Below are 24,305 nucleotides of genomic sequence, written 5' to 3' on the forward strand. Positions count from 1 at the left end.
CCAATAAGACGGGAGCAACTAACAAAATGGATCTTTCACAGCAGCTATTGGACATTCAAGATATTGAACAATCGCTACAGCTTACTTTTCCAGCAGCGTATAAGACTTTTCTGACAACGGATGAGAACCAAGCAGCTAATCCTAATACCGAATATGACCTTGTTGATTTTAACGGCTACACCGCTTGGGGTATTCGGTTTATTAAGCTGGATGCCTCCTATTCTAAAAATCTGGAAGCGATCGCCGAGGTTGTTCTTCAGCCGCGCAAATTAATTCCATTCGCTTGGAGCATCAGCAGCGGAGACTGGCTTGTCTTTGATTATCGCGAAACGGATGAGAAGCCTAGCCTTTTATATATTGATCATGAAATGGCTCTTTGTTTAGAGGATGCGGAGTCGGAGGCGCAAAGCGAGAACGTAACGGTCGAAGAAATAATGGAAGGTAATCTATCCGTCTTGTGTGAAAATTTTGAGACGTTTCATGCTGCGCTGAAGCTCGCGACAGATGATGAGAACGACGAAGATGACGAGGATAATTCTACCCTCGTCACTGAAGTATAGCGCTGGTCTGTTTATTCCGCGAAGGACTGTCCTTTGGCGGCAAGTGCTTCCCGGATGATCCTTATTGCTTTAGGCCCTGCCCCGTGCAGCTTCAGCAATTCCGACTCGGTAAGTTTTGTGAATTGCTCCAGCTGTACGTATCCGGCTGCGGTTAATGCGCGGGTTGCAGGCTTGCCGATATGAGGCAAATCGCTTGTTTTCTCATGATCAGGCGATAGCTTGGATGGCTCCACGTACATCACTCCTTATAAATAAAGGCTTTCCTTGATGACTATCATTCGGGAAAGCCTTTATTATTTCCTCCCACCCAATAACCGATTCGCAAAATTTCATCATCAACCATTGTATGTGAGAATTATTATCACTTATAATAGAAGGACTAAACAATGGAATGAAACGGACATGGGTGCATAACTAGCAGCATGGGGAAAGGAAGGATAGAGCAGGGTGAATCAAAGTGAGCATATATTGCTGTGGAACCAGGCTTCCATTCGCATTATGGATGTACGTCATATCATCATGGCGCGAGGGGAGGAGCTTCGTTCCTATCAGCTGCCGGCGAGCGCTTTCTTATACACGACGCGCGGAAATGCTGAGGTACGGATGGACGGCAAGACGGTGCTGGTAGAGCGTTATCATATGCTGCATGGCGGCAAGGGCATGTGTCTGGATATTACGGCGGATCGTGTGCTGGAATATTATTTGATTTTGTACAAGGCGGTTTTGCCGCTCCCGAGCCGTCAGGAGCTCGTTCAGTTGATGGAGCAGCATAATCCGTTCCAACTGCAATATAGCTTTGCCTCTCCTCAGCCCATTGCATTGCTCGATAAAATCCAGCGCATGCAGCAGGAATGGCAGCATCCGAATGTACTGGACCAGCTATATATTAAGACGTTGTTCTATCAATTCATACATGAATTGTTTCAGCAGCTTTCGAATCAAGACATCCATGTGCAAAAAGCGGACTACGTCTCGCAAGCGATCCGCTACATGCAGGAGCATTACGCGAAGCGAATTGTGCTCAGCGAGCTTGCCGAACTGCTGGATTGCAGCGTCAGCTATTTATCCCGCATGTTCAAGCAGACGATTGGGCAAAGTCCTATTGACTACTTAATTGCGCTGCGCATCGGCAAGGCGAAGGAGCTTCTGCGGGAAACAGAGGCGACGCTGCAGGAAATAGCTGAAAGCGTCGGCTTTCTGGACGACAGCTATTTTAATCGTATTTTCAAAAAGCATACCGGCATGTCGCTCGGGCAATACAAAGCGAAGGTTCAAAATAATCCTGTACCCGGTTCAAGATATGCCCTTGTCCCGCGGAGGCTCAAACGGTATAGTGAGTATGGTTATGAAAATCATTCTCACTACAAGGAAGAGGGGCCTTTATTTATGTACAGAGAATCAAGAATATCCATGATGGCAGCCGTGCTGATTTGCTTTACACTGCTGCTTAGCGCTTGCGGAACGGGAGCTTCTAATACGAACGCGACGACTAATGCGAGCTCGGCTTCATCAAGCAGCAATGCGGCGGCTTCGACGCCAGCCGCTACCGATACGGCTACAGCGGACGCTTCCCGCGTCATTAAGCATGCGATGGGTGAGGTGACCTTGACAGGAACGCCGGAGCGCGTCGTTATTTTGACCAATGAAGGAACGGAGGCGCTGCTTGCAGTAGGCATTAAGCCAGTGGGCGCGGTTCAATCGTGGATCGGCGATCCATGGTACGAGCACATTAAAACGGAAATGGAAGACGTGACGGTTGTAGGCGATGAATTGCAGCCCAACATCGAGCTGATTGCCAGCCTGAAGCCGGATTTAATTATTGGGAACAAGGTGAGACAAGAGAAAATTTACGAGCAGCTGAACCAGATCGCACCTACTGTATTCGCAGAGGATTTGGGCGGCGATTGGAAAATTAACTTCAAGCTGTATAGCCAAGCGGTAAATAAGCAGGATGAAGGCGACAAGGCAATGGAGGAATTCGATCAGCGTGTCGCTGAGGTGAAGGCGAAAATTGGCGATAAAGCGGCAACGAAGGTATCTGTAGTTCGCTTCTCGGCTTCGCAGGTGCGTATTTACCAGAAGCAGACGTTCTCAGGTGTGCTTCTTGAGCAGCTTGGCTTTGCTCGCCCGGAATCACAGAATGTAGATTCCTTTATCGAAGTCATGACCAAGGAAAGCATTCCGAAGATGGACGGGGACGTACTATTCTACTTCGTATCAGAAGCGGCAGGAAAGACGGATGCGGCTAAAGTAGTGGAAGAGTGGATGAATGATCCGCTGTTCAAAAACCTGGAGGTCGTGAAAAACAACAAAGTCGTTCAAGTAGATGAAGCGATTTGGAATACGGCCGGAGGCTATAAGGCGGCTAATCTGCTGCTCGATGAGATTGTAGACTATTTCGACATTCAATAAAGCGACTGAAACAACGGAGCAGGCCGACGTCATTTTTATTGGCGTCGGCTTCTTTTATTGAGGAAAGGGAGGGGTGAAGGGATGTCTACGTGGAGGATGTCTAAATGGATGGATAGGAGAGGCAGCAAGCTTGCTGTTCTCGGAGCAGGAGTCGCTCTCTTGCTTGTTTGTATGCTTGCTAGCGTGCTATTCGGGCTTCAACCATTCAGTTTAAAAGATTTGTGGCTCGCTTACAGCCAGTTCGACGGCTCGAACGAGCATTTGATTTTGACTCACACCCGCATGCCCCGCACGCTCGTCGCGGTCGTAGTAGGGGCGAGTCTTGCAGTAGCCGGAGCCATCATGCAGGTGCTGACGCGCAATCCGCTTGCGTCGCCGTCGATTTTCGGCATTAATTCCGGTGCGGTGCTATTCATTGTAGTTGGCTTGGCCTTGTTCGGCTCGTCGCTGACGATGAGCAATATGATTGGGCTTGCGTTTATCGGGGCGGCGATCACAGCTCTATTCGTCTATGCGCTCGGCATGCAGGGCAGAGGAAGCTTTGAGCCCATCCGGCTCACCTTGGCGGGAGCATGCGTAGCGGCATTTGCGAGCTCGGTTACGTCTGGCCTTATGTTAATTAATAAGCAATCACTGGAATCAGCGCTGTTCTGGATGGTTGGCTCCGTATCAGGGAGAGAGCTTAACCACCTTGTGATGGTGCTGCCGTATATAATCGCTGGCCTCTTGCTTGGCTTCCTGCTTTCGGGTTCTTTGAATGTAATGGCACTCGGAGACGACAATGCGAAGGGGCTCGGGCAGCGCCTGATGCTCATTCGCCTGCTATGCACAGCTGCTGTCGTGCTGCTAGCGGGAAGTGCCGTTTCAGCGGCGGGGCCCATTGCTTTTATCGGTCTGGTTATTCCTCATTTATGCCGAGCACTGGTCGGGAATGACCACCGCTGGCTGCTTCCCTATTGCGCCGTGGCGGGGGCTTTGCTGCTGGTGGCGGCTGACCTGCTGTCCCGGTTCGTGCTTCTGCCGAAGGAGGTCCCGGTAGGCGTGGCAACAGCGCTTATCGGCGTACCGTTCTTGATTTATGTGGCGAGGAGGAAGAAATATGCCTAAGCCTCGCATAAGGAAAAATATGCTGCTCTTGCTTGCGCTTAGCATCGTACTCGTTGCTTTAAGCATTCTATGCTTGTCTATGGGCAGCATCGCGATTCCGATTAAAGAGGTGCTGCTGTCGCTAGTGGGACGCAATGCGGACAATAGCGATTTAATTATTATGCAATTTCGCTTGCCGCGCATTTTAGCTGCCCTGCTCATTGGCGCGGCACTGGCAGTGGCTGGCTCCTTGCTGCAAGGCGTCATTCGCAATTCGCTGGCATCGCCGGATTTGCTTGGCGTGACGGGCGGCGCGTCTGTCGCGGTTGTTGGCTTTATGACGTTGTTCACCGGCTATAGCATTCACTTCATTCCGGTCATTGCGGTTTTGGGCGCTTTTGTGGCGGCGGCGCTGAACTACGTCTTGGCCTGGAAAAAAGGCGTCTCCACGCTGCGGCTCGTGCTAATCGGCATCGGTATATCGACAGCGATGAGCGCCCTTACGATGTTTTTGCTCATTAGCGGGCCCGCCTATTTGGCGGCGCAGGTGCTGAACTGGATGACGGGCAGCATTTACGGCACGAACTGGTCGTATATTCAAGCACTGTGGCCGTGGGTTGTCGGATTTATCCCGCTGGCGCTGCTTTTTGCCAAGGAGCTGAATGTGCAGTCGTTAGGCGAGGACGTCGCGCGCGGCTTGGGAAGCCGGCTTCAGCTCAATCGCATGCTGCTGCTATTTTTTAGCGTGGCACTGGCCGGGGCGGCGGTCGGCATTGCCGGAACGATTTCTTTTATCGGGCTGCTTGCGCCTCATATGGCTAGAAGGCTGACGGGCCATTCCTATAAAATGGTCATTCCAGTTTCTGCGCTGCTAGGTGCGATTGTTTTGCTGCTCGCCGATCTGGCGGGGCGCATGCTGTTTATGCCGTTAGATATTCCCGCTGGGGTGTTCACGGCAGGAGTCGGGGCTCCGTTCTTTATGTATTTGCTGTTTAAGCGCAAGGCTAGTGTTTAGCCATCTGGATGACATTGTCATGCAATGGCAAATGAGCACCCGCTGATAGCTTCGGGCATGACATATTGCTGGACACAGGAGCCGCTATTTTAAGCAAAGCAAGGGTTACAGTGATAGTTGCGGACTAAGTGTAACTAGAATAAAAAGTGGACACAGCTTTAAGGAACGCCTAATAATAGGTGTAACAAAAAAGAAGAGGTGTCCGCGAGTGGGAGAACAACGGCAACGATACAATGAAGAATTCAAAAGACAAACGGTAAAGTATGTGCAAGAGAAGACCAAGACCATATCGGACATTTGCGAAGAGCTGAATATTCCGAAAAGCACCTTGCATCAATGGATCGGGCAATTCCGGGAGTTCAATCAGGAAGAGGTCAACTATCCGGAAAAAATTCGCAAGCTCGAACAAACCCTCAAAGAAAATGAAGCGGAAACGCGCCGTAAAGAGCGGGAAATGGCGGATTTGAAAGAAGAAATGGCGATTCTAAAAAAGGCGCTGCACATCTTCAGCAAAGAAAAGAACTAAGGTTCCAATTCATCGAAGATCATCGCTCCGAATTTCGAGTGGAGAAGATGTGCCAGGTGCTACACGTATCTAGGAGCGGCTATTACAAATGGCGCATCGCGGCGCCGTCCGAAAGGCAACAGCGGAAAGAAAGGCTTACCCAGCGCATCGTGTGGCACTACCAGGACTCGCTATTCCGTTACGGAAGCCCTCGTATTTACAATGAACTTCTAAAAGAAGGGTGGATCGTTTCGGAGCGGACGGTCGGCTTCATTATGCGTGAAAAGGGGCTGCGCTCTTGTATGTCACGCAAGTTTCGCGTCACCACAACCGATTCGAATCATGAGTGGCCGATCGCACCGAACGAGCTACAGCAAGACTTTTCGGCGACCCGGCCCAATGAAAAATGGGTGGCGGACATCACGTACATTCCCTGTCGTCAAGGGAAGCTCTATTTGGCGAGCATTCTAGATTTATACACCAAGCAAATCGTAGGCTGGCAATTAAGTGATCATATGACAACCGATCTGGTACTCGCTGCCCTCAAGCAGGCTTACGCAGCGAAAAAGCCAGAAGAAGGACTGATCCACCACTCCGATCGGGGCTCACAGTATGCGTCAAAAGCCTACCGTGAGCAGCTCAGCACCTACCAGATGAAGGTCAGTATGAGCCGGAGAGGGAACTGCTACGATAACGCTTGTATCGAGGCTTTTCATAGCATTTTAAAACGTGAACTGATTTACTGTAATCCCAAATTTAAGTCCAAGCAAGAAGCCTACGACCAGTTGTATCGCTATCTGGAGTTCTTTTATAATCGAAAACGCTCAAACAGCACGCTGGGCTATGTGTCGCCCTTGCGTTTTGAACAGCTTTATTACGAAAAAATAGCATAATGAGCGTGTCCACTCTATTGACAGAAGAGCACAGGAGACGTTAAGTTGCTGCACAAAGCTCTTTTGACAGGTGAATAAAGGTAATAACGGCTCTCCTGTCCGCTTATGCTCTGAAATCGGCTCAAAAACCAGAATAGCGGAACCTCAGTCCTTCAAAAAAGTAAGCAACGGGCACGATTTGCTTTCACTTTCTAATTCAATTGGCGGCTTCGAGGCAGCTTGCGCTTTTTTGCCTGCGGGATTATGCTGGATTTATAGATTGGTATTAAGGAGATGAAGCAATGCTGACGCTGCAATGTACGAAAAAGCTCGAGAGCGAGCTTGGAATGATGGATTTTGCGGCAGTGCCGACGGCGGGAGATCCGCTATATGGCTGGCATGCCCATCTGTTCTTGCTGAATCGTCGAAAATGCGTAATCGTCATGAATAATGAGACGAGATACAATTTTGTGCTGCATGGCTTGAAAAAGCAAGATTTCAAACGATTCGATGAGCTTGTAATCGAGAGCGTTGCTGAAAATTTGCTTGCTGATAAAGCGGACGAGCAGGTGATAGAACGTTATCTGCAAGGCGCTGATGCATTCAGCTTTACGAAGACGAGTGATCGCAGCATCATCGCTTTTCTGGATCAGAAATCCACTCCGTTAGGGGTGGTTTTTTTGCATTTAAAAGGCAGATAATGATTGAATTTACACGAATTTTAAATGTAAAAAGAGGAATATGTTGGATATTGTCGAAGTGTGTTCTATGATTTTATACGCTGTATTGAATATGGAATAGGCATTTCAATCTAGTTCAGGAGGCGCTATGTCATATATTGCACATATCCGGGAGAAAGACGGCAAAATTCAAACCGTCCACGAGCATTTGAACGAGGTAAAGGAAGGCTGCGAGCAGCTTGGAGGCAAGATTGGAGCCCGTCATTTGGCGGGACTGGCAGGCTGGCTTCATGACTTGGGCAAAAATACGACCGCTTTCAGGAATTATATTCAGCTAGCCGTAGCGGCGGCAAATGATAAGGATGCGAGGACGCCTAAAAGAGGCTCAGTCGATCATTCGACCGCAGGCGGAAGACTGATTTATCGCAGGTACCATAAGAAAAGCTCGAAGCAGGCCGAGAAAATGGCAGCAGAATGGATTGCCAACTGTATTATTTCCCATCATCAAGGGCTTCGGGATTTTATTGATCCGGGCAAAACATCACCCTTTCTAAAAAGAGTGGCTGAGCAGAAGGACGCGGAAATTGAACAGGGCTATGAGCAAGCGAGTGCGGTGTTCTTCGGACAGCATACCGAGGCCGAGCTGGATACGTATTTTGCCAAGGCTGCTGCCGAGCTTGAACAGCTTATAGCGGTTATGAGGGAATATAAGCTGCCCCGAATAACTTGTTCGCTGCTGATCAAGTACATTTTCAGCTGCCTAATTGATGCGGATCGGACCAATTCGCGGCAGTTTGAAGAGGAGGAGGCGGCAGAGCCGGCGGCGGATTATGGGCCATTTTTCAAGAGAGGCTTTGAAGCTTTAATGAAAAAGCTCGGCGAAATGGACGAAGCGGAGGACGCCGACCATCCGATTAATCGCCTGAGACGGGAGATGTCGCTGCAATGTGAGGCTTTTGCGCTGCGTCCGTCGGGCATCTATACATTATCGATTCCAACTGGAGGCGGTAAGACGCTGGCGAGCCTGCGATATGCGCTAAAACATGCGATAGAGACAGGGAAGCAGCGAATTATTTATATCGTGCCATACACAACCATAATTGAGCAGAACGCGCAAGAAATTAGAGATATTTTGCAGGAGCACGATATGATTTTGGAGCATCATTCGAATGTCATTGAGGAGCCTGATCCGCCAGAAGATGCGTCGGAGGCTGAAGCTTATGATATTCGGCGCAAGAAAATTAAACTTGCGAGAGATACGTGGGATCGCCCGATTATTTTTACAACGATGGTTCAGTTTCTGAATACGTTTTATGCGAAGGGAACGCGGAATGTACGGAGGCTGCATCAGCTTTCGGATGCGGTCATTATTTTCGATGAGGTGCAGTCTGTTCCGATTAAGTGTATTTCTTTGTTTAACGCGGCATTAAATTTTCTACATGCCTTTGGACGCTCCAGCCTGCTGCTTTGTACCGCGACGCAGCCTGCTTTGGACGGGGTGAAGCATCGGCTGCAATTGAAGGATGATGCTGAAATGATTGAAAATCTCGATGAGGTAGGTCGGAGCTTTAAGCGGGTGGAGGCTGTGGATCGAACGACCCCGAGCGGCTGGAAGGCAGATGAGCTGGCGGATTTTGTGCTGGATAGGATGGATGAGATCGACAGCACGTTGGTCATTTTGAATACGAAGTCGGCAGTACGCAAGCTGTTCGCTGAGCTGGAGAAGCGTCAGAGGTCAGGGGACTGTGATGCCAGACTGTTTCATCTCAGCACGAATATGTGCGCGGCGCATCGCAAGGATGTGCTCGAAGAGCTGGTGAAAGCACTCGCTTCGAAAAGAAAGGAACGGATCATTTGCGTCAGCACGCAGCTTATTGAAGCAGGCGTCAACATTAGCTTTGAATGCGTCGTTCGTTCCCTTGCAGGACTAGACTCCATTGCACAAGCGGCGGGCAGATGTAATCGGCATGGGAAGGACGTCATTCGGAGCGTTTATATTATGAAGTCTGCGGATGAGGTGCTGACGCATTTGAAGGAAATTAGCATCGGTGCAGAGCAGACACAGCGCATATTGGACGATATGAGGGAATATCCGCAGATGTATGGGGGAGAGCTGCTGTCGAAGGCGGCGATGCAGGCTTATTTTAAATACTATTATAAATTGATTGAAAATAAGATGCAGTACCCTGTAGAGAAGCTTGGTGAAACTATTTTTGAGCTGCTGGAGCAAAACAGAAATTATGCTGCTGGCTACAAAGGGAAGCATGGGAAGCTGCCTGAGTTGATTAGCTTCTCGGCTCTCGCTACGGCTGAGCAATATTTTGAAGTCATTAGTCAGGTGGCAAGAACGGTGCTGGTTCCTTATAACAAGGAAGCTAAAGAGCTGATACTCGACTTGAACGGCGAGCTGAAGGCAGGAGAGCTGGGCGTGCTGCTGCGCAAGCTTCAGCCGTATGTTGTCAATATTTACGAGCATGAGTTTAAGAAGCTAGATAAAAATGGGGACATTCAGTATCTGCTGCATGGCGAGGTGCTGGCTTTGCGGGAAACCGCCTTTTCAGAGCAGTTCGGTGTGGAGACGGATGGCGAAGGGGAATGGTCGTCAGCAATTATGTAATGGGAAATGGTAACTTCTTTAGCCATCAGAAAGGAGAACAAGATGCGCAACCAAATCGAATTCGAAGTATCCGGCAAGTACGCTCTTTTCACAGACCCGTTGACCAAAATCGGAGGAGAGAAGTTCAGCTATCAGGTTCCTACTTATCAAGCTCTGAAAGGAATTGTGGAATCTATATATTGGAAGCCTACAATTATTTGGTACATCGACGAGGTTCGAATCATGAACGTCATTCAGACGGAGTCCAAGGGCATTCGTCCTATTGAATATAATGGCGGCAATACGCTTGCCTATTATACCTATTTGAAGGATGTGAAGTATCGGGTTCGCGCCTATTTTGATTTTAATCCTCATCGGGAGGATCTCGTCTATGACCGCAACGAGCATAAGCATCACAATATCGCCAAACGTTCGGTTCAGGCGGGAGGGCGCAGAGATATTTTTCTCGGGACGCGTGAATGCCAGGGCTATGTGGAGCCTTGCGATTTTAACGAAGGCAAGGGCTTTTATGATGAGGTGCCAGAGGTAGACTTCGGTCACATGGTTCATGGCATCAGCTACCCGGATGAAACAGGCAGGCCGGAGCGGGAAACAAGACTGTGGCCAGTCAAAATGGAGCGCGGCATTATCCGCTTCATTCGCCCAGAAGCTTGTGTACTGACTCGCAAAACAGGCGAAGGTGCTGCCAAAGCTTTCGGCTCCGAAAATATGGAGTCTGTCGACCACCTGCATGAACAGCTATTTGCAGAGGGGGAGAAGGCATGAGCTGGCTCGCAAATTTAAGCAAAACCTACGATAACCATACGGAAGCGATAGGGAATTTTGAGAAAAAAAGAAATGGCCGTGAATATGCACTCATTCCGATTTCACATACGACACAAAGTGCGCATATTGAGGTGATTTTGAACGGGAAGGGCGTATTTCTAAGAGCGAAGGTAATTGAGAAGGAAGAAGGAAGCACAATCATTCCTTGCACCGAGGCTGCGGCTAGCCGGACAAGCGCACCCGTTCCCTATCCTTTGTTCGATAAGCTTATGTATGTTGCTGGCGACTATGAGCAATATGTTGGCGAGGTGAAGAAGCATACGCCACATGCAGATTATTTGGAGCAGCTGCGCGCATGGTGTACATCGGCTTATTCCAATCGCAAGGTGGAAAGTGTCTATCAATATTTGCAGAAAGGCACGCTGATAGCAGATTTAGTAGAGTATAAGGTGCTATGGACAGACAGGCAACGCAAGCTGCTGGATAAATGGGTGCAGGAGGAAGGCGACGAGAGCAAGGAGAAGCCAGACATTTTCAAAGTGATTGCCTCTGATCAAAGCTCGGCTTTTGTGCGATTCGCCGTATACATTCCGGGAGATACCGAGCCAAGGCTATGGCGGGATCGGGAGGTTCAGCAGTCCTTTATTGATTTTTATAATGAGCAGCTTGCAGAGAAGGATTTATGTTATGTAACGGGCGAGCAGCTTCCCTTTGCGGACAAGCATGCTTCGCGTATTCGCAACTCTGGTGATAAAACGAAGCTGATTTCAGCCAATGACTCAAGCGGCTTCACGTTTCGCGGTCGGTTTCGGACGGGTCGGGATGCGGCCTCCGTCAGCTACGAGGTATCGCAGAAGGCGCATAATGCGCTGAAATGGCTAATTGATCGGCAGTCCTTCACCCTCGACGGCAAAGTGTTTCTCGTATGGGGAACAGATCGGCTTGAGGTGCCAGATCCTGCGGAGGATTTATTCGACTATTTGAAGGAGGAAGAGGACGATTCGTCCGCTGGAGATATTTCGCATCGGGAGCATGCTCTTGAGGTAAGAAAAGCGCTCAGCGGCTACCGTTACGATGGCGAATATAAATCGAATGTCGTTATTATGACGCTTGATGCGGCAACCCCAGGACGGCTGTCCATTGTGTATTACCGCGATATGAACCGCGAGCTGTTCATGAATCAATTGCAGCATTGGCATGAAACCTGCTTTTGGCGCCATAGGTATCGCAAAAACGAAAATGACAAGTATGTAGCTTTTACAGGTGCGCCAGCGACAAAGGATATTGCTTTTGCCGCTTACGGGCCGCGTGCAAGTGACAAGGTGGTGAAAGGGCTGCTGGAGCGAATGCTGCCCTGCATCGTAGATGGTCGTGCAATTCCGATAGATATTGTTCGCAGTGCGATTAGTCGAGCTTCCAATCCGGTAGGCATGGAGCCATGGGAATGGGAGAAAACGCTAAGCATCGCCTGTGCGCTGGTCAACAAAACAAAAGAGAAGGAGGGCTTCCGAGTGAGCCTGAATAAACAATTGGAGGACCGAAGCTATCTATTCGGCAGAATGCTGGCGATTGCCGACGTGCTGGAGAGACGTGCATTAGGTAGAGAAGAGAGACGGGCAACGAATGCAATCCGATATATGAACGCTTTTGCCCAGCGTCCGGGACGCACATGGCGTATTATTCAATCCAATCTACAGCCCTATCAGGCGCGGATGGGGACGGATGCGAGATATTATAATGGTCTGCTTGATGAGGTGGGCTCGATGCTGAAGACTGAGGATTTTACGGATGCTCCGCTTAGCGGACTGTATCTGCTTGGTTTCTACAGCCAGCGTCATGATCTGTATACGAAAAAAGATAAAGGCGACACGACGCAGGGGCAAGATAGCGAGCAAGATAACAATCAAGACAGCGAGCAGGACGATACAGAGGAATAGCCAAGTCTAGCAATAGTCTAGCAATCTAAAAGTCTACTAAATAAACCTATTAGGGAGAGATTAAAATGAGCGTACTTGACCATAAAATTGATTTTGCCGTTATTTTGTCCGTCCGAAATGCCAATCCGAATGGCGATCCATTGAATGGCAATCGTCCAAGGCAAACCTATGAAGGACTTGGCGAGATTTCTGATGTGTGCCTAAAACGCAAAATCCGCAACAGGCTGCAAGACATGGGAGAAGCGATTCTCGTGCAGTCGGATGAGCGTCGTGACGATGGATACCGCAGCATTAAAGAGCGTGTAGATGCGAATGCCGATGTTCAAGAGTTTGCCAAGGGGAAAAAGCAAAACAATGAGCTGTACGCACAGGCGGCCTGCAAGTCGTGGATGGATGTGCGCAGCTTCGGCCAGGTGTTTGCTTTTAGCGGCGGGACGGATGCGTCCTCGGGAGTATCTGTAGGCGTTCGCGGGCCTGTCTCGATTCATACAGCGCTTAGCGTCGAGCCGATAGCCATTACAAGCACGCAAATTACGAAAAGTGTAAACTCGGTGACGGGTAAGGACCCGAACAAGAAGGGCTCAGACACGATGGGCATGAAGCATAGAGTAGATTTTGGCGTCTATGTTGTTTATGGCAGCATCAATACACAATTGGCGGAGAAAACAGGCTTTACGAAGGACGATGCGGAGAAGATTAGAGAAGCGCTTATTTCTCTTTTTGAAAATGACACCTCATCCGCGCGCCCGGACGGCAGCATGGAAGTCCATAATGTTTTCTGGTGGAAGCATCAGTCCAAGCTTGGGCAATATTCCTCAGCGAAGGTGCATCGCTCCTTGAAAATCAAATTGAACGATGACGTAGTCGAAGGGAAATCCATCGACGACTACACTTGGACAATTGAGCCGCTTGAGGGCTTGGAGCCTCTAAGATATGTGGGACGATAATGAAGAAGATTTTTTAATGCTTTCTGGCATTCAGCATTTCAACTTTTGCCGTAGGCAATGGGCGCTAATCCATATTGAGCAGCAATGGGAGGAAAACGTCCGCACCGTTGAAGGGGCGCATTTGCATCGTAAAGCCGATCAGCCCATGCTGCGGGAGAAACGCGGGGACAAGCTCATTGTCCGTGCGCTTCCCGTACAGTCGCGGCGGCTCGGCATTTCCGGCATATGCGATGTCGTAGAGTTTGTGCGAGACAGCTCAGGAGTTCCACTGGCGGGTGAGGAAGGGCTTTACGTTCCGTACCCCGTGGAATACAAACGCGGCAAGCCGAAGCGGAATGATTCCGACCGCTCGCAATTAGTCGCTCAGCTCATGTGTCTAGAAGAGATGTTAATGTGTGAGCTGAAGGTGGGCTATCTCTATTATGATGAAATCAAGCATCGCGTGGAGGTGCCCGTCTCCGAAGCGGATAAAGCCAAGGTCAAGCAAAGCTTGGAAGAAATGCGCCACTACTATGAGCGGAACCATACACCACGGGCGAAGACGGGGCCACATTGTCAGAGCTGCTCTTTGAATGTCGTTTGTTTGCCGGAAATGCTGGAGCGAAAATCCGTTTCAAGCTTTATTGAAAGCAGGTTATCCGAATGAAAAAGCTGCTGAATACTCTGTTTGTAACAATGCCGGATACGTATTTATCGCTCGATGGCGAGAATATTGTTATAAAGCGTGACGATGAAATTGCCGGACGTTATCCGCTGCATAATTTGGAGGGAGTCTGTACCTTTGGTTATGCGGGGGTCAGTCCTGCTCTTATGGGGAAATGCGCAGAAAATAACATCGGACTGACCTTCATGACTCGCAATGGTCGATTTTTGGCACGGGTCGTCGGTGAGGATAAAGGGAATGTTGTACTGCGCAAGGAGCAGTACCGTATTTCCGATGATGAGCGGCGCAGCGCTATTTTTGCCCGAAATATGATTTTGGGAAAGGTGTATAACAGCAAGTGGGTAGTTGAACGAGCCTTGCGGGATCATGCCCTCCGTATAGATACCGAGCGAATGAAGCAGGTCAGCGCTTCGCTATCAGAGACGATGAAGCTGATTCGCGGCGTGGAGCAACTGGATATTTTGCGCGGGCTGGAAGGGTCGGCCGCTGTGCAATACAACTCGGTGTTTGACCAGTTGATTTTGCAGCAAAAGGAGCAGTTTTTTTTCCATGGGCGCAATAAGCGGCCTCCGCTGGACAATGTCAATGCGCTGCTTTCTTTCACTTATTCTCTGCTTGCGAAAGATGTGACAGCCGCGCTAGAGTCTGTAGGACTGGACGCTTACGTCGGCTTTCTGCATCGGGATCGCCCGGGGCGAGCGTCGCTTGCGCTGGATATGATGGAGGAACTGCGGAGCGTATATGCTGACCGAATGGTGCTGTACCTCATTAACAAGAAGGTCGTTAACGACAGCGGCTTCGTGAAAAAAGAAAATGGCTCCGTCATTATGGACGATGACACGAGGAAAGCGGTGCTCAAGGCATGGCATGAACGCAAGCAAGAGAAAATTATGCACCCTTATTTGAACGAAAAAATAGCTTGGGGCCTTGTTCCTTACGCCCAGGCCTTATTGCTTGCGAGGCATATTCGTGGTGATTTGGACGAGTATCCGCCATTTTTCTGGAAGTAGGTGTTCATATGCTCGTATTAATAACGTATGATGTGAGTACATCAAGCAAGGAAGGGCGTAGAAGGCTCTCCCGAGTAGCGAAAACCTGTCTGAATTACGGGCAGCGGGTGCAGAACTCCGTATTTGAATGTATTGTAGATGCGACGAAGTTTCGCCAACTGAAGTATGAATTGGAGGAGCTCATTGATAAGCAGACGGATAGCCTGCGCTTCTACAATTTGGGTGATAATCACAAAAGCAAGGTAGAGCACATCGGTGCAAAAGAAGCCTATGATATGGAAGCTCCGCTCATTCTATAAACAAAAATTTTTTGCGGATTCTTGGTGCGAATGTGAAGCTCCCATAAAAACCCTAGGGGATTCGCACCTCAGAAATTGTAGAAAAATGTCGAATTTGAGTCGCTTCATGAAAAGTCAAGGTTTGACCCAGATTTTTTTAGTATTATATTTATTGAAAAATGGGGTGATTGATGCCATGATGGGATCAATCACTTGTATTTTCGCTGTCGCACTCCGTATGGAGTGCGTGGATTGAAACGCTAAACGTGATGCTGCAATAGATGCCTATGATGTCGCACTCCGTATGGAGTGCGTGGATTGAAACACCACAGAGCCAGCTATATACAACGTACCATCTGTCGCACTCCGTATGGAGTGCGTGGATTGAAACGCCAAAGCCCACTTAGGACGAACAAACTCATCAATGTCGCACTCCGTATGGAGTGCGTGGATTGAAACGATTTGCTCCTGCCGCGCCTGCAGCGCGGCTTCTGGTCGCACTCCGTATGGAGTGCGTGGATTGAAACATTTTGGATGTTTGGATTGTTAATGGCTCGTTGACGTCGCACTCCGTATGGAGTGCGTGGATTGAAACCGTAACATGATACATTTCCATACTTGATTCGCTGTCGCACTCCGTATGGAGTGCGTGGATTGAAACGGATAATCGGTCAGCTGATTGCCAATGTAGCTGCCAGTCGCACTCCGTATGGAGTGCGTGGATTGAAACTAATTGACCTTGCTCCATTTGTAGCGCTGCTATAGTCGCACTCCGTATGGAGTGCGTGGATTGAAACATCCAACATGGTAAACACTCCAATTCTTAATAGGGTGTCGCACTCCGTATGGAGTGCGTGGATTGAAACGTCACGCAGCTGCTCAAGCACCGAATTATGCGTGGTCGCACTCCGTATGGAGTGCGTGGATTGAAACGAGTCAATGTCGATAACGAATGCCTTCACGCTATTCAGTCGCACTCCGTATGGAGTGCGTGGATTGAAACTATATAAACGATGTGCCCAAGCCTGCGAAGGAATAGTCGCACTCCGTATGGAGTGCGTGGATTGAAACTATGGGTGTCGCAAGATGACACGACAGAATGGAAGGTCGCACTCCGTATGGAGTGCGTGGATTGAAACGCCAATGTGAGTCTGATCTTTGCTTTTGTGGCTGCGTCGCACTCCGTATGGAGTGCGTGGATTGAAACTTGTCTCAAAATTTTGTGATCCTCCTGTCATTTGTCGCACTCCGTATGGAGTGCGTGGATTGAAACTTGCTATTGAGACATTAGAGATATTTGGTACTTGTCGCACTCCGTATGGAGTGCGTGGATTGAAACAGCAGGTCCCGCGCTTTGTTTGGCTAAGGAAATGTCGCACTCCGTATGGAGTGCGTGGATTGAAACTTCTAGTGGTGATTTGCTTGCGGTCGCACTTCGCACGCGGTAGTGAATTAAAACACAGTCAGCATGATTCCTGATCGAGGTTACTACAAGCACATTCGTTTAAAATGAAAAAATAGGCTGCTTCCGCATCGTATTATCTACGGGGAAGCAGCCTATTTTCCAATAATCTTATCTACTCATTTATTATGATTGTTTTCTTCAAAAACACTTTCATCACCTAAGCAGCCTTCAAAGTAGGAGGCCAGAAAGACGCTCGTCTGTATATCTTTTTCTACGAGGAGTTCTTATCCGAATTTTCTTGATTGTCTTTGTTGTTGTAATAGTTCTTTCTGCGGACATAGACGAAATGGGCTAGATTCAGAACACCCGTCACGATGGCTAGAATAGAGGGGAGTATTTGAATAAAGGATGGCAATGTGGCTCCGTTTCCGACAGGACCCGTTCTTGGCTGCAAGGCTTCCCAATAGCCAAAAAGAATGGCGCTTAAGCCGAAAAAAATCAAAAATAGCGACAGCACAATAACCCATTTTTCGTTTCTCATCGCAATTTCCCCCGTTACAAGGATTAGCCTGCAAAAGCGAGCAACAGCATTTTATATACACTTTATTACGAAAACGTCCCCTAAAATGTTACAATTTACAAAACGGCTGTCTTTTAGACGATTATACTCGCACGGGATATTGTGGATTTTTAAGGAAAGGCTGAATCATAATGAATCAAATCGACTACGAGGCTTTTTATAATGAGGTTGGAGCAAGCAACGGCTGGGATTTCAGCAGGCTGAAGTGCATTTCGGAGGAAGCGGAGTGGGACTTGTATCAGGAGGTCGTCAAGCTTAGCCGAAAATCTGACCTGCTGCTCGATATTGGCACGGGCGGCGGGGAAGCTATTTTATCCATTGCGGATTGTGCTTTGCTGCTGGTGGGCATTGATTTATCTACAAGCATGGTCAATACCGCTATGAAAAATATTACGATAGCCGAACGCAGCAACGTTCGCGTACTGCCAATGAATGCGGACAAACTGGATTTTCCAGACCGCTTCTTTCAAATCGTTTCCTGTAGGCATTCGGCCTTCCATGCACAGGAGGTAGCCCGGGTGCTGGAGCATGGCGGCATCTTCCTGACGCAGCAAGTGAGCGAGAACGATAAGCTGAATCTCAAGCAGGCGTTCGGAAGAGGGCAAGCCTACGGGGAGAAGCCAGGCTCGCTCAAGGAGCGGTATATAGCGAAGCTGACGGAAGCTGGCTTTACGAAGATTGAGGTTATGGAGTGGAATGTCGCGGAGTTTTATGAGACGGCGGAGGATTTGATTTTTCTGCTTAAGCATACGCCGATTATTCCGAATTTTGGGCAGCAGCCGGAGGATTTTGAGCGATTAGAAGCCTTCATTCAGGATAATAAGTCGGAAAGAGGCATCAAGACGAGCGCAGAGCGGTTTATGATTAAGGCACAAAGGTAGAAGCAGGGGGAACAAATGTGAGAGAACAGCAGCTGATTAACAGTCAGAAAAGACCGATTACGATTAACAACATCGTGAAGGATTTGCGAAGATTAGGCGTTCGAGAGGGCGATGCGGTGCTAGTGCACGCCTCCCTGTCTCGCTTGGGCTGGGTATGCGGCGGGCCGCAGGCTATGGTGCAGGCGCTTATGCAGGCGGTCGGGGACGAGGGCACGTTAATTATGCCTGCGCAAACGGGGGATTGGAGTGATCCCGCCGAATGGGGGAATCCTCCGGTTCCAGAGGAGTGGTATGAGACGATTTATCGGGAGCTTCCGGCTTTCGATCCGGCTTTATCCCCTACGCGGGGAATGGGACGTATTGCGGAGCTTTTCCGAACGTTTCCGGCGACGGTGCGCTCAACGCATCCGCAGGTTTCTTTTTGCGCCAATGGCAAGTATGCGGAACTCATTACATCCGAGCATATGCTAAGCCCGCAATTCGGCATGGCGTCACCACTCGGGAAGTTGTATGGTTTGGGCGCCAAGGTGCTGATGCTGGGGACGGGGTATGAATCCTGTACGAGCTTTCATCTGGCTGAAGCGATGAGTGAGCGTCTGCCGACTAAGCGGATGGGAACAGCTATATATGAAGGGGACGAGCGAGTATGGAAATGGTTTACGGATTTCGCTTATGACTCGGAGGATTTTGGCCGGATTGGGCAGTGCTATGATCAAGAAGGCTCTGTGCAAAAAGGTGCGGTAGGCAGCGCCGAGTCCCGGCTTTTTGATCTGAAAGAGGCGGTCGATTTCGCCAAGCAGTGGCTGATGATCCATCGTCCTTTGGAGTGAAAAAAAGGTTATGCCGATTTAGGTGCGAATCGGAAGCTCCCATAAAAACCCTAGGGGATTCGCACCTCAAAATTTGTCGAATCATGACGAAAAACAAGGGTCGGGGAAAAAGTCAATATTTTATTTAGACTTTGTTTGTATGGATGATCTTGAAAATATATGCAATTGATGCCATGATGGAATCAATTATATGTATTTTTGCTTCGCACTCCGTATGGAGTGCGTGGATTGAAACACAGACGGAGCCGACAGCTCCGAGCCTGATTGTTCGCACTCCGTATGGAGTGCGTGGATTGAAACTCATCGGCTACTTTCCACCATTGCTGCATAGCCTTCGCACTCCGTATGGAGTGCGTGGATTGAAACTGATGCAAATACTACAGGTGCTAAAAAGCAGCGGTCGCACTCCGTATGGAGTGCGTGGATTGAAACAAATCGGCAACGGACATGCAACTATGGGAAATCCGTGTCGCACTCCGTATGGAGTGCGTGGATTGAAACTCACGGGCTATAAACTATCATACTGGCACATACGGTCGCACTCCGTATGGAGTGCGTGGATTGAAACTGGTTTGTGTATCCACTCACTGGAATCCTTCTTTGTCGCACTCCGTATGGAGTGCGTGGATTGAAACCCTGTTACGTGGGGCAGCTATGTGGGTACTAACGTCGCACTCCGTATGGAGTGCGTGGATTGAAACATAGCTGCGTTAACAATAGCACTCTTGGTGTTAGGTCGCACTCCGTATGGAGTGCGTGGATTGAAACGCACTGAATCTTATGAAGAACTGGAAACGCTGCTGGTCGCACTCCGTATGGAGTGCGTGGATTGAAACGTATTCACCAATTGCTTCTCGCGGCGTTACAATTGGTCGCACTCCGTATGGAGTGCGTGGATTGAAACCCAGTTGGGATGGACATATTTCTCAACAAATATGTCGCACTCCGTATGGAGTGCGTGGATTGAAACCCCTAATAGAGAAGCAGGATCTGTTCCGATCGGCGTCGCACTCCGTATGGAGTGCGTGGATTGAAACTGCGCCGTTATCCGAGCGTGTTCAGTGGAATTCGGTCGCACTCCGTATGGAGTGCGTGGATTGAAACACGGTCATAACTAGCGTTACGATCATTACGCTCAGGTCGCACTCCGTATGGAGTGCGTGGATTGAAACGTTATACAAGAGTGCCGAGAACTGGACAGATATGTCGCACTCCGTTTGGAGTGCGACAATCAAAACCACAACACTCACAAGCATATAAGGAGGAGATCCATGAAATATTGCACAAGAGAATGGTATGAAGAAATGCAGATTGCCGGGATAATGTGCATCTATGAGACAGAAGTGGAGTGGGAGGAGTACCTCGCCTATTTCTGCTCAGAAGGCAAGGACCCGATACAATCGCAGCGCGAATTGTTAGAAGAAAAGAAAGAACATCTGCTAAAATACCTCCCAGAAGCTTTTCACCCCTACATACACGATGGCACGTTGAACACGATCTACCCGCCTCCTGAATTGAAGGAGATGGCGAAGCAGTGGAAGCAAGACTATGATGATCGTATGCGTAAAGTGGCCGAGACATATAACCGCTATTATAAATCGATTCGAAACGAGCTTCCGCCTAATGCGATCAAGCTATTCGAAAATACCCTTCACGATGCCAAATTCACCTCTTATGATCGTCCTGATGAAGCAACATTTATTATATATTTGGACTGTCGCGGCTCTTATTATTATTTTACGGATATTAAAATTACGTTTCACGGAGTCAAGCAACTGGAGCTTCCGAATCTTCCTGAAAATACATGGTGGCTGTACGATGAAATCTACACGATTGACGGGGGCTTTGAGCTCAGAGTGCTGCTGGATTCACTAGAAGCTTTCATTATTTCCGCTGTCGATGTAGAAATTGAAGGATTAGGCGAGCTGCCCAGCCAATAGTTAAGAGAGCCTATATAATTTCCCAAAAAAGGATCGTGAGCGCATGAGCACGATATATCTCGTCCGTCATTGCCAAGCAGAGGGCCAGGAGCCTGACGCTCCATTAACCGAAGCGGGGATAGAGCAAGCGCAGCAATTAGCTGTATTTTTGGCGAACAAGCGGATAGACGGAATCATATCGAGCCCCTATGAGCGAGCTTACCGAACGATTTCTCCATTAGCTGACGCCACTGGCCTGCCCATTAAGCGGGATGAGCGGTTAACCGAGCGCATTTTATCGGGGCAAAATCATCCCAACTGGCGCGAAATGCTTCGCCGTACCTATGAGGAAATGGATTTATGCTATGAGGGCGGGGAGTCGAGCCATACCGCTACCAGCCGTGCCGTTCAAGTCATGAATGAGGCACTGAACAGCGGCTGGAAAAATACCGTAATCGTCTCACATGGCAACCTCATTTCGCTGCTGCTCAAGCATCTGGATCAGGCAGTCGGATTTCATGAATGGGAAGCGCTTTCTAATCCCGACATTTACGAGCTATCCTTCACTGATGAGGCGTCCAGCTTCAAGCGAATTTGGAAGCCATAACAAGACAAGCTCAGGGCTGTTTCTGCTACTGTCATCCATCCTATATTCGGTTCCATTTTAAATTCAGAGAGGAGCAACGCCATTATGAATCAACAAATTAAACAAGCGATAGTCAGGGGGGAAACCTCGCTTGGCATCGAATTTGGCTCTACACGAATCAAGGCGGTATTGGTTGATTGCCATTTTCAAACCATCGGTTCCAGCAGCTATGAGTGGGAAAATCAATTGATCGACGGTTATTGGACCTACGATCTCAACGAAATGATTAACGGGCTGCAAGAAACCTATCGCCAATTAAAGCAAGAGGTTGAAAATCACTACGGCGTAACCCTGCAAAAAATCGGATCAATCGGATGCTCTGCCATGATGCAGGGCTATATTGCACTCGATCACGCAGGGGAGCTATTGGTTCCGTTTCGTACATGGCGCAATGCGACAACGGGTGCAGCTGCATCGGAGCTAACCGAGAAATTCCAGTTTAAAATTCCGCAGCGCTGGAGCATCGCACATTTGTATCAAGCGATTTTGAACGAGGAGGAGCATGTCACTAATCTAGCCTATATGACGACTTTGTCGGGTTATGTGCACTGGCTGTTGACTGGCAGCAAGGCTATTGGTATCGGAGATGCCTCTGGTATGTTCCCAATTGATGAATCTGCAAAGCAATATAATGAAGCTATGATGAAGCAGTTTGCCGATTTAATTGCCGATAAAGATTACCCTTGGAAGCTTCAAGATATTTTACCTAAGGTTCATACGGCAGGTGAACACGCTGGATATCTAAGTGGAGCTGGAGCAAGACTATTAGATCCATCAGGCAGCCTGCAAGCAGGTATTCCGCTATGTCCGCCAGAAGGCGATGCCGGAACAGGCATGGTCGCTACGAATAGTGTTAAAAAGCGTACCGGCAACATCTCCGTAGGGACGTCGATTTTTGCCATGATTGTACTAGAGAAGGATTTATCCACGGTGTACCCCGAGATTGATATCGTGACTACACCTGATGGCAGTCCTGTCGGCATGGTTCTTGCCAACAACTGCTCCAGCGATATTAATGCATGGCTCGGCCTGTTCCGTGAATTTTATGAGGCAATGGGGCAAAAGCCCGATATGAACCAATTATTCAGCGTCCTGTTGGGCAAAGCGCTGGAAGCAGACGCTGATGGCGGAGGCTTGCTGAGCTACGGCTACTATTCAGGCGAGAACATTACCGGGTTTGCAGAAGGTCGCCCGCTGTTCGTTCGTTCTCCAGAAAGCCGCTTTAATTTGGCTAATTTTATGAGAGTACATTTGTTTACCGCGTTTGCTGCCCTAAGGCTAGGAATGGATATTTTGACACAGAAGGAGCATATAACGGTTGATCATATTTTGGCGCATGGCGGCTTGTTCAAAACGCCGCTAGTCGGTCAAAAAATGTGTGCCGCAGCACTGAATGTTCCTGTGTCGGTCATGTCTACGGCTGGTGAGGGCGGCGCATGGGGAATGGCGGTTCTAGCAGCCTATATGGTGAATAAGGAGCAGAATGAGGGCTTGGCGGATTACCTTACTGCTAAGGTGTTCAAGGATGCAGAAGGGCAAGAGATTCATCCTGACAGCACAGATGTGGAGGGCTTTGCCTTATTTTTGGAGCGTTACACGAAAGGACTGGCAATTGAGCAGGCAGCGGTAGACCATTTTTTGGAAAATGGGAAGAAATGATAAGCGTGAACAACGAAATGGCATAACAGGCGGGGATATATATGAAATTGGAGCGTTTGATCTCTATGATCTACAAGCTGCTTAACCACGAGATTTTGTCTGCCTCCGTGCTAGCTGAAGAGTTCAAAGTTTCTCAAAGAACGATTTATCGGGATATGGATGTCCTATGTGCTGCGGGCTTCCCGATCATATCGCAGCAGGGGAGTAAAGGCGGATATGGCATCATGGACGGGTACAAAATGGATAAAAGCTTGCTCCGTTCTTACGATGTCGCCTCCTTGATCACCGTGCTTAGAAGCTTCTCTACCGTGTTTAAAGATGAGCGTGTTCAGGGAACGATTGAACGGCTGCAAACCATCACACCCGAGCATCAGACCCCGAGTCTATCCGTTGACTTTGAAACGCTCAGGATGGAGCCTGACGCCCTTCGTCATTTACGCATGGGCATTACGCAGCGAAAGATTGTTCGCTTTGAATATATTAATGTCAATAATGAACGTACAACCCGTGATATAGAGCCAATGTGGCTGCATTTCAAATATAGCAATTGGTATGTGTATGGATTTTGCCGAACACGGCGGGACTATCGGGAGTTTCGACTATCGCGGATGATGAATTTGCTTTTGACAGAGGAAGACTTTCAGCCTCATCACAGGGAGCCGAAGGAGACGGCCTTCATAGGCAAGGAAGGCAGCGAGCAGTTGAAGGATGTGGTGATTCGAGTAGGGCCGAAGGCTTTGGCGGAAGCGATGGATCAGTTTCACCAGGCTGATAAGCAATTTCATGACGATGGAAGCATGACGATGCGTATTCCCGTCTATAAACCATTAGAAGCACGATGGCTTTGGGGCATGCTGCTGAGCTTTGGCAGCGGCGTCGAAGTTCTCGAGCCTTTTGCACTGCGAGGCGTCCTAAAAGAACAGCTTCAAAACACACTCCAGCTTTATGAAGAAGTATGACGAACTATTGTCATACTTCTTTTTTTATACTATCAACAGTAACAAAATCAAATTCATGATCATTAAAAAGGAGACGAT

At 48.8% G+C, this 24,305-nt stretch carries 22 protein-coding genes and 2 CRISPR repeat arrays; of the genes, 20 read left to right on the forward strand and 2 right to left on the reverse strand.

The features are described 5' to 3' along the window. Positions 1-26 precede the first annotated feature (26 nt). Positions 27-560 carry an SMI1/KNR4 family protein gene (locus tag V5J77_RS04890; RefSeq protein WP_338554671.1) on the forward strand — a complete coding sequence of 178 codons (534 nt, stop codon included), beginning with the start codon at positions 27-29 and terminating at the stop codon, positions 558-560. Positions 561-571: 11 nt separating this feature from the next. On the opposite strand, the gene V5J77_RS04895 is transcribed toward V5J77_RS04890, so the two are convergent. Next, a complete protein-coding gene (locus V5J77_RS04895) occupies positions 572-793 on the reverse strand; it encodes a DNA-binding protein (RefSeq protein WP_338554672.1) in 222 nt (73 codons plus the stop codon). A gap of 214 nt (positions 794-1,007) precedes the next feature. Between V5J77_RS04895 and V5J77_RS04900 the strand changes: the two genes are divergently transcribed. From V5J77_RS04900 to cas2, 13 genes are all read left to right on the forward strand, one after another. After that, on the forward strand, positions 1,008-2,972 hold the full coding sequence (locus tag V5J77_RS04900; RefSeq protein WP_338554673.1) for an AraC family transcriptional regulator: 1,965 nt from the start codon (positions 1,008-1,010) through the stop codon (positions 2,970-2,972). Between the two features lie 96 nt (positions 2,973-3,068). Beyond that, entirely contained in the window at positions 3,069-4,079 is a 1,011-nt protein-coding gene (locus V5J77_RS04905) for an iron ABC transporter permease (RefSeq protein WP_338556555.1), read from the forward strand. Continuing rightward, positions 4,072-5,073, forward strand: coding sequence for an iron ABC transporter permease (locus tag V5J77_RS04910; RefSeq protein ID WP_338554674.1), 1,002 nt, complete (start codon positions 4,072-4,074; stop codon positions 5,071-5,073). The genes V5J77_RS04905 and V5J77_RS04910 overlap by 8 nt, the downstream gene beginning before the upstream one ends. 208 nt (positions 5,074-5,281) lie before the next feature. Continuing rightward, positions 5,282-5,599 carry a transposase gene (locus V5J77_RS04915; protein WP_338554669.1) on the forward strand — a complete coding sequence of 106 codons (318 nt, stop codon included), beginning with the start codon at positions 5,282-5,284 and terminating at the stop codon, positions 5,597-5,599. Positions 5,600-5,610: 11 nt separating this feature from the next. Beyond that, complete coding sequence (locus V5J77_RS04920) at positions 5,611-6,471, forward strand: IS3 family transposase (RefSeq protein ID WP_338556557.1); 861 nt, start codon at positions 5,611-5,613, stop codon at positions 6,469-6,471. A gap of 281 nt (positions 6,472-6,752) precedes the next feature. Beyond that, a complete protein-coding gene (locus V5J77_RS04925) occupies positions 6,753-7,151 on the forward strand; it encodes a hypothetical protein (RefSeq protein ID WP_338554675.1) in 399 nt (132 codons plus the stop codon). Between the two features lie 127 nt (positions 7,152-7,278). Further along, complete coding sequence (gene cas3 / locus V5J77_RS04930) at positions 7,279-9,747, forward strand: CRISPR-associated helicase Cas3' (protein WP_338554676.1); 2,469 nt, start codon at positions 7,279-7,281, stop codon at positions 9,745-9,747. Positions 9,748-9,789: 42 nt separating this feature from the next. Further along, positions 9,790-10,512: a type I-C CRISPR-associated protein Cas5c gene (cas5c, locus tag V5J77_RS04935; protein WP_338554677.1), complete on the forward strand. Its 723-nt coding sequence runs from the start codon at positions 9,790-9,792 to the stop codon at positions 10,510-10,512. Then, positions 10,509-12,449 (forward strand): type I-C CRISPR-associated protein Cas8c/Csd1, encoded by a 1,941-nt coding sequence (gene cas8c, locus V5J77_RS04940; protein ID WP_338554679.1) that lies wholly within the window; start codon positions 10,509-10,511, stop codon positions 12,447-12,449. Before cas5c ends, cas8c begins: the two co-directional genes overlap by 4 nt. Before the next feature lie 65 nt (positions 12,450-12,514). Beyond that, positions 12,515-13,396 (forward strand): type I-C CRISPR-associated protein Cas7/Csd2, encoded by an 882-nt coding sequence (gene cas7c / locus V5J77_RS04945; RefSeq protein WP_338554680.1) that lies wholly within the window; start codon positions 12,515-12,517, stop codon positions 13,394-13,396. Beyond that, complete coding sequence (cas4, locus tag V5J77_RS04950) at positions 13,383-14,042, forward strand: CRISPR-associated protein Cas4 (protein WP_338554681.1); 660 nt, start codon at positions 13,383-13,385, stop codon at positions 14,040-14,042. Before cas7c ends, cas4 begins: the two co-directional genes overlap by 14 nt. Continuing rightward, complete coding sequence (cas1c, locus tag V5J77_RS04955) at positions 14,039-15,070, forward strand: type I-C CRISPR-associated endonuclease Cas1c (RefSeq protein WP_338554682.1); 1,032 nt, start codon at positions 14,039-14,041, stop codon at positions 15,068-15,070. The genes cas4 and cas1c overlap by 4 nt, the downstream gene beginning before the upstream one ends. Before the next feature lie 8 nt (positions 15,071-15,078). Further along, positions 15,079-15,369 (forward strand): CRISPR-associated endonuclease Cas2, encoded by a 291-nt coding sequence (cas2, locus tag V5J77_RS04960; RefSeq protein ID WP_056034675.1) that lies wholly within the window; start codon positions 15,079-15,081, stop codon positions 15,367-15,369. A 205-nt stretch (positions 15,370-15,574) separates the two neighbouring features. Continuing rightward, a CRISPR array of direct repeats spans positions 15,575-16,753; the repeat unit is 33 nt; unit sequence GTCGCACTCCGTATGGAGTGCGTGGATTGAAAC. Positions 16,754-17,024: 271 nt separating this feature from the next. Here cas2 and V5J77_RS04965 read toward each other — a convergent pair. Further along, a complete protein-coding gene (locus V5J77_RS04965; protein WP_338554683.1) occupies positions 17,025-17,294 on the reverse strand; it encodes a hypothetical protein in 270 nt (89 codons plus the stop codon). 170 nt (positions 17,295-17,464) lie between these two features. On the opposite strand from V5J77_RS04965, the gene V5J77_RS04970 reads away from it, so the two are divergent. The 6 genes from V5J77_RS04970 to V5J77_RS04995 all read left to right on the forward strand — a co-directional run bounded on the left by V5J77_RS04970 (position 17,465) and on the right by V5J77_RS04995 (position 24,227). Beyond that, positions 17,465-18,214 carry a class I SAM-dependent methyltransferase gene (locus V5J77_RS04970; RefSeq protein WP_338554684.1) on the forward strand — a complete coding sequence of 250 codons (750 nt, stop codon included), beginning with the start codon at positions 17,465-17,467 and terminating at the stop codon, positions 18,212-18,214. Positions 18,215-18,231: 17 nt separating this feature from the next. Further along, a complete protein-coding gene (locus tag V5J77_RS04975; RefSeq protein WP_338554685.1) occupies positions 18,232-19,044 on the forward strand; it encodes an AAC(3) family N-acetyltransferase in 813 nt (270 codons plus the stop codon). 202 nt (positions 19,045-19,246) lie between these two features. Then, a CRISPR array of direct repeats spans positions 19,247-20,282; the repeat unit is 32 nt; unit sequence TCGCACTCCGTATGGAGTGCGTGGATTGAAAC. 33 nt (positions 20,283-20,315) lie between these two features. Continuing rightward, entirely contained in the window at positions 20,316-20,984 is a 669-nt protein-coding gene (locus tag V5J77_RS04980; protein WP_338554686.1) for a DUF4085 family protein, read from the forward strand. Between the two features lie 43 nt (positions 20,985-21,027). Next, positions 21,028-21,570: a histidine phosphatase family protein gene (locus V5J77_RS04985; RefSeq protein ID WP_338554687.1), complete on the forward strand. Its 543-nt coding sequence runs from the start codon at positions 21,028-21,030 to the stop codon at positions 21,568-21,570. Positions 21,571-21,654: 84 nt separating this feature from the next. Beyond that, positions 21,655-23,268 carry an FGGY-family carbohydrate kinase gene (locus tag V5J77_RS04990; protein ID WP_338554689.1) on the forward strand — a complete coding sequence of 538 codons (1,614 nt, stop codon included), beginning with the start codon at positions 21,655-21,657 and terminating at the stop codon, positions 23,266-23,268. Positions 23,269-23,309: 41 nt separating this feature from the next. Beyond that, entirely contained in the window at positions 23,310-24,227 is a 918-nt protein-coding gene (locus V5J77_RS04995; protein WP_338554690.1) for a YafY family protein, read from the forward strand. Positions 24,228-24,305 lie beyond the last annotated feature (78 nt).

It is taken from the genome of Paenibacillus sp. KS-LC4 (genome assembly GCF_036894955.1).
GTDB lineage: Bacteria > Bacillota > Bacilli > Paenibacillales > Paenibacillaceae > Pristimantibacillus.

Excerpts from the sequence above, each read along its gene's own strand:
- V5J77_RS04890 (WP_338554671.1), top strand. The coding sequence starts at position 27 with ATGGATCTTTCACAGCAGCTATTGGACATTCAAGATATTGAACAATCG.
- V5J77_RS04905 (WP_338556555.1), top strand. The coding sequence starts at position 3,069 with ATGTCTAAATGGATGGATAGGAGAGGCAGCAAGCTTGCTGTTCTCGGA.
- V5J77_RS04910 (WP_338554674.1), top strand. The coding sequence starts at position 4,072 with ATGCCTAAGCCTCGCATAAGGAAAAATATGCTGCTCTTGCTTGCGCTT.
- V5J77_RS04925 (WP_338554675.1), top strand. The coding sequence starts at position 6,753 with ATGCTGACGCTGCAATGTACGAAAAAGCTCGAGAGCGAGCTTGGAATG.
- cas3 (WP_338554676.1), top strand. The coding sequence starts at position 7,279 with ATGTCATATATTGCACATATCCGGGAGAAAGACGGCAAAATTCAAACC.
- cas5c (WP_338554677.1), top strand. The coding sequence starts at position 9,790 with ATGCGCAACCAAATCGAATTCGAAGTATCCGGCAAGTACGCTCTTTTC.
- cas8c (WP_338554679.1), top strand. The coding sequence starts at position 10,509 with ATGAGCTGGCTCGCAAATTTAAGCAAAACCTACGATAACCATACGGAA.
- cas7c (WP_338554680.1), top strand. The coding sequence starts at position 12,515 with ATGAGCGTACTTGACCATAAAATTGATTTTGCCGTTATTTTGTCCGTC.
- cas4 (WP_338554681.1), top strand. The coding sequence starts at position 13,383 with ATGTGGGACGATAATGAAGAAGATTTTTTAATGCTTTCTGGCATTCAG.
- cas1c (WP_338554682.1), top strand. The coding sequence starts at position 14,039 with ATGAAAAAGCTGCTGAATACTCTGTTTGTAACAATGCCGGATACGTAT.
- cas2 (WP_056034675.1), top strand. The coding sequence starts at position 15,079 with ATGCTCGTATTAATAACGTATGATGTGAGTACATCAAGCAAGGAAGGG.
- V5J77_RS04965 (WP_338554683.1), bottom strand. The coding sequence starts at position 17,294 with ATGAGAAACGAAAAATGGGTTATTGTGCTGTCGCTATTTTTGATTTTT.
- V5J77_RS04970 (WP_338554684.1), top strand. The coding sequence starts at position 17,465 with ATGAATCAAATCGACTACGAGGCTTTTTATAATGAGGTTGGAGCAAGC.
- V5J77_RS04980 (WP_338554686.1), top strand. The coding sequence starts at position 20,316 with ATGAAATATTGCACAAGAGAATGGTATGAAGAAATGCAGATTGCCGGG.
- V5J77_RS04985 (WP_338554687.1), top strand. The coding sequence starts at position 21,028 with ATGAGCACGATATATCTCGTCCGTCATTGCCAAGCAGAGGGCCAGGAG.
- V5J77_RS04990 (WP_338554689.1), top strand. The coding sequence starts at position 21,655 with ATGAATCAACAAATTAAACAAGCGATAGTCAGGGGGGAAACCTCGCTT.
- V5J77_RS04995 (WP_338554690.1), top strand. The coding sequence starts at position 23,310 with ATGAAATTGGAGCGTTTGATCTCTATGATCTACAAGCTGCTTAACCAC.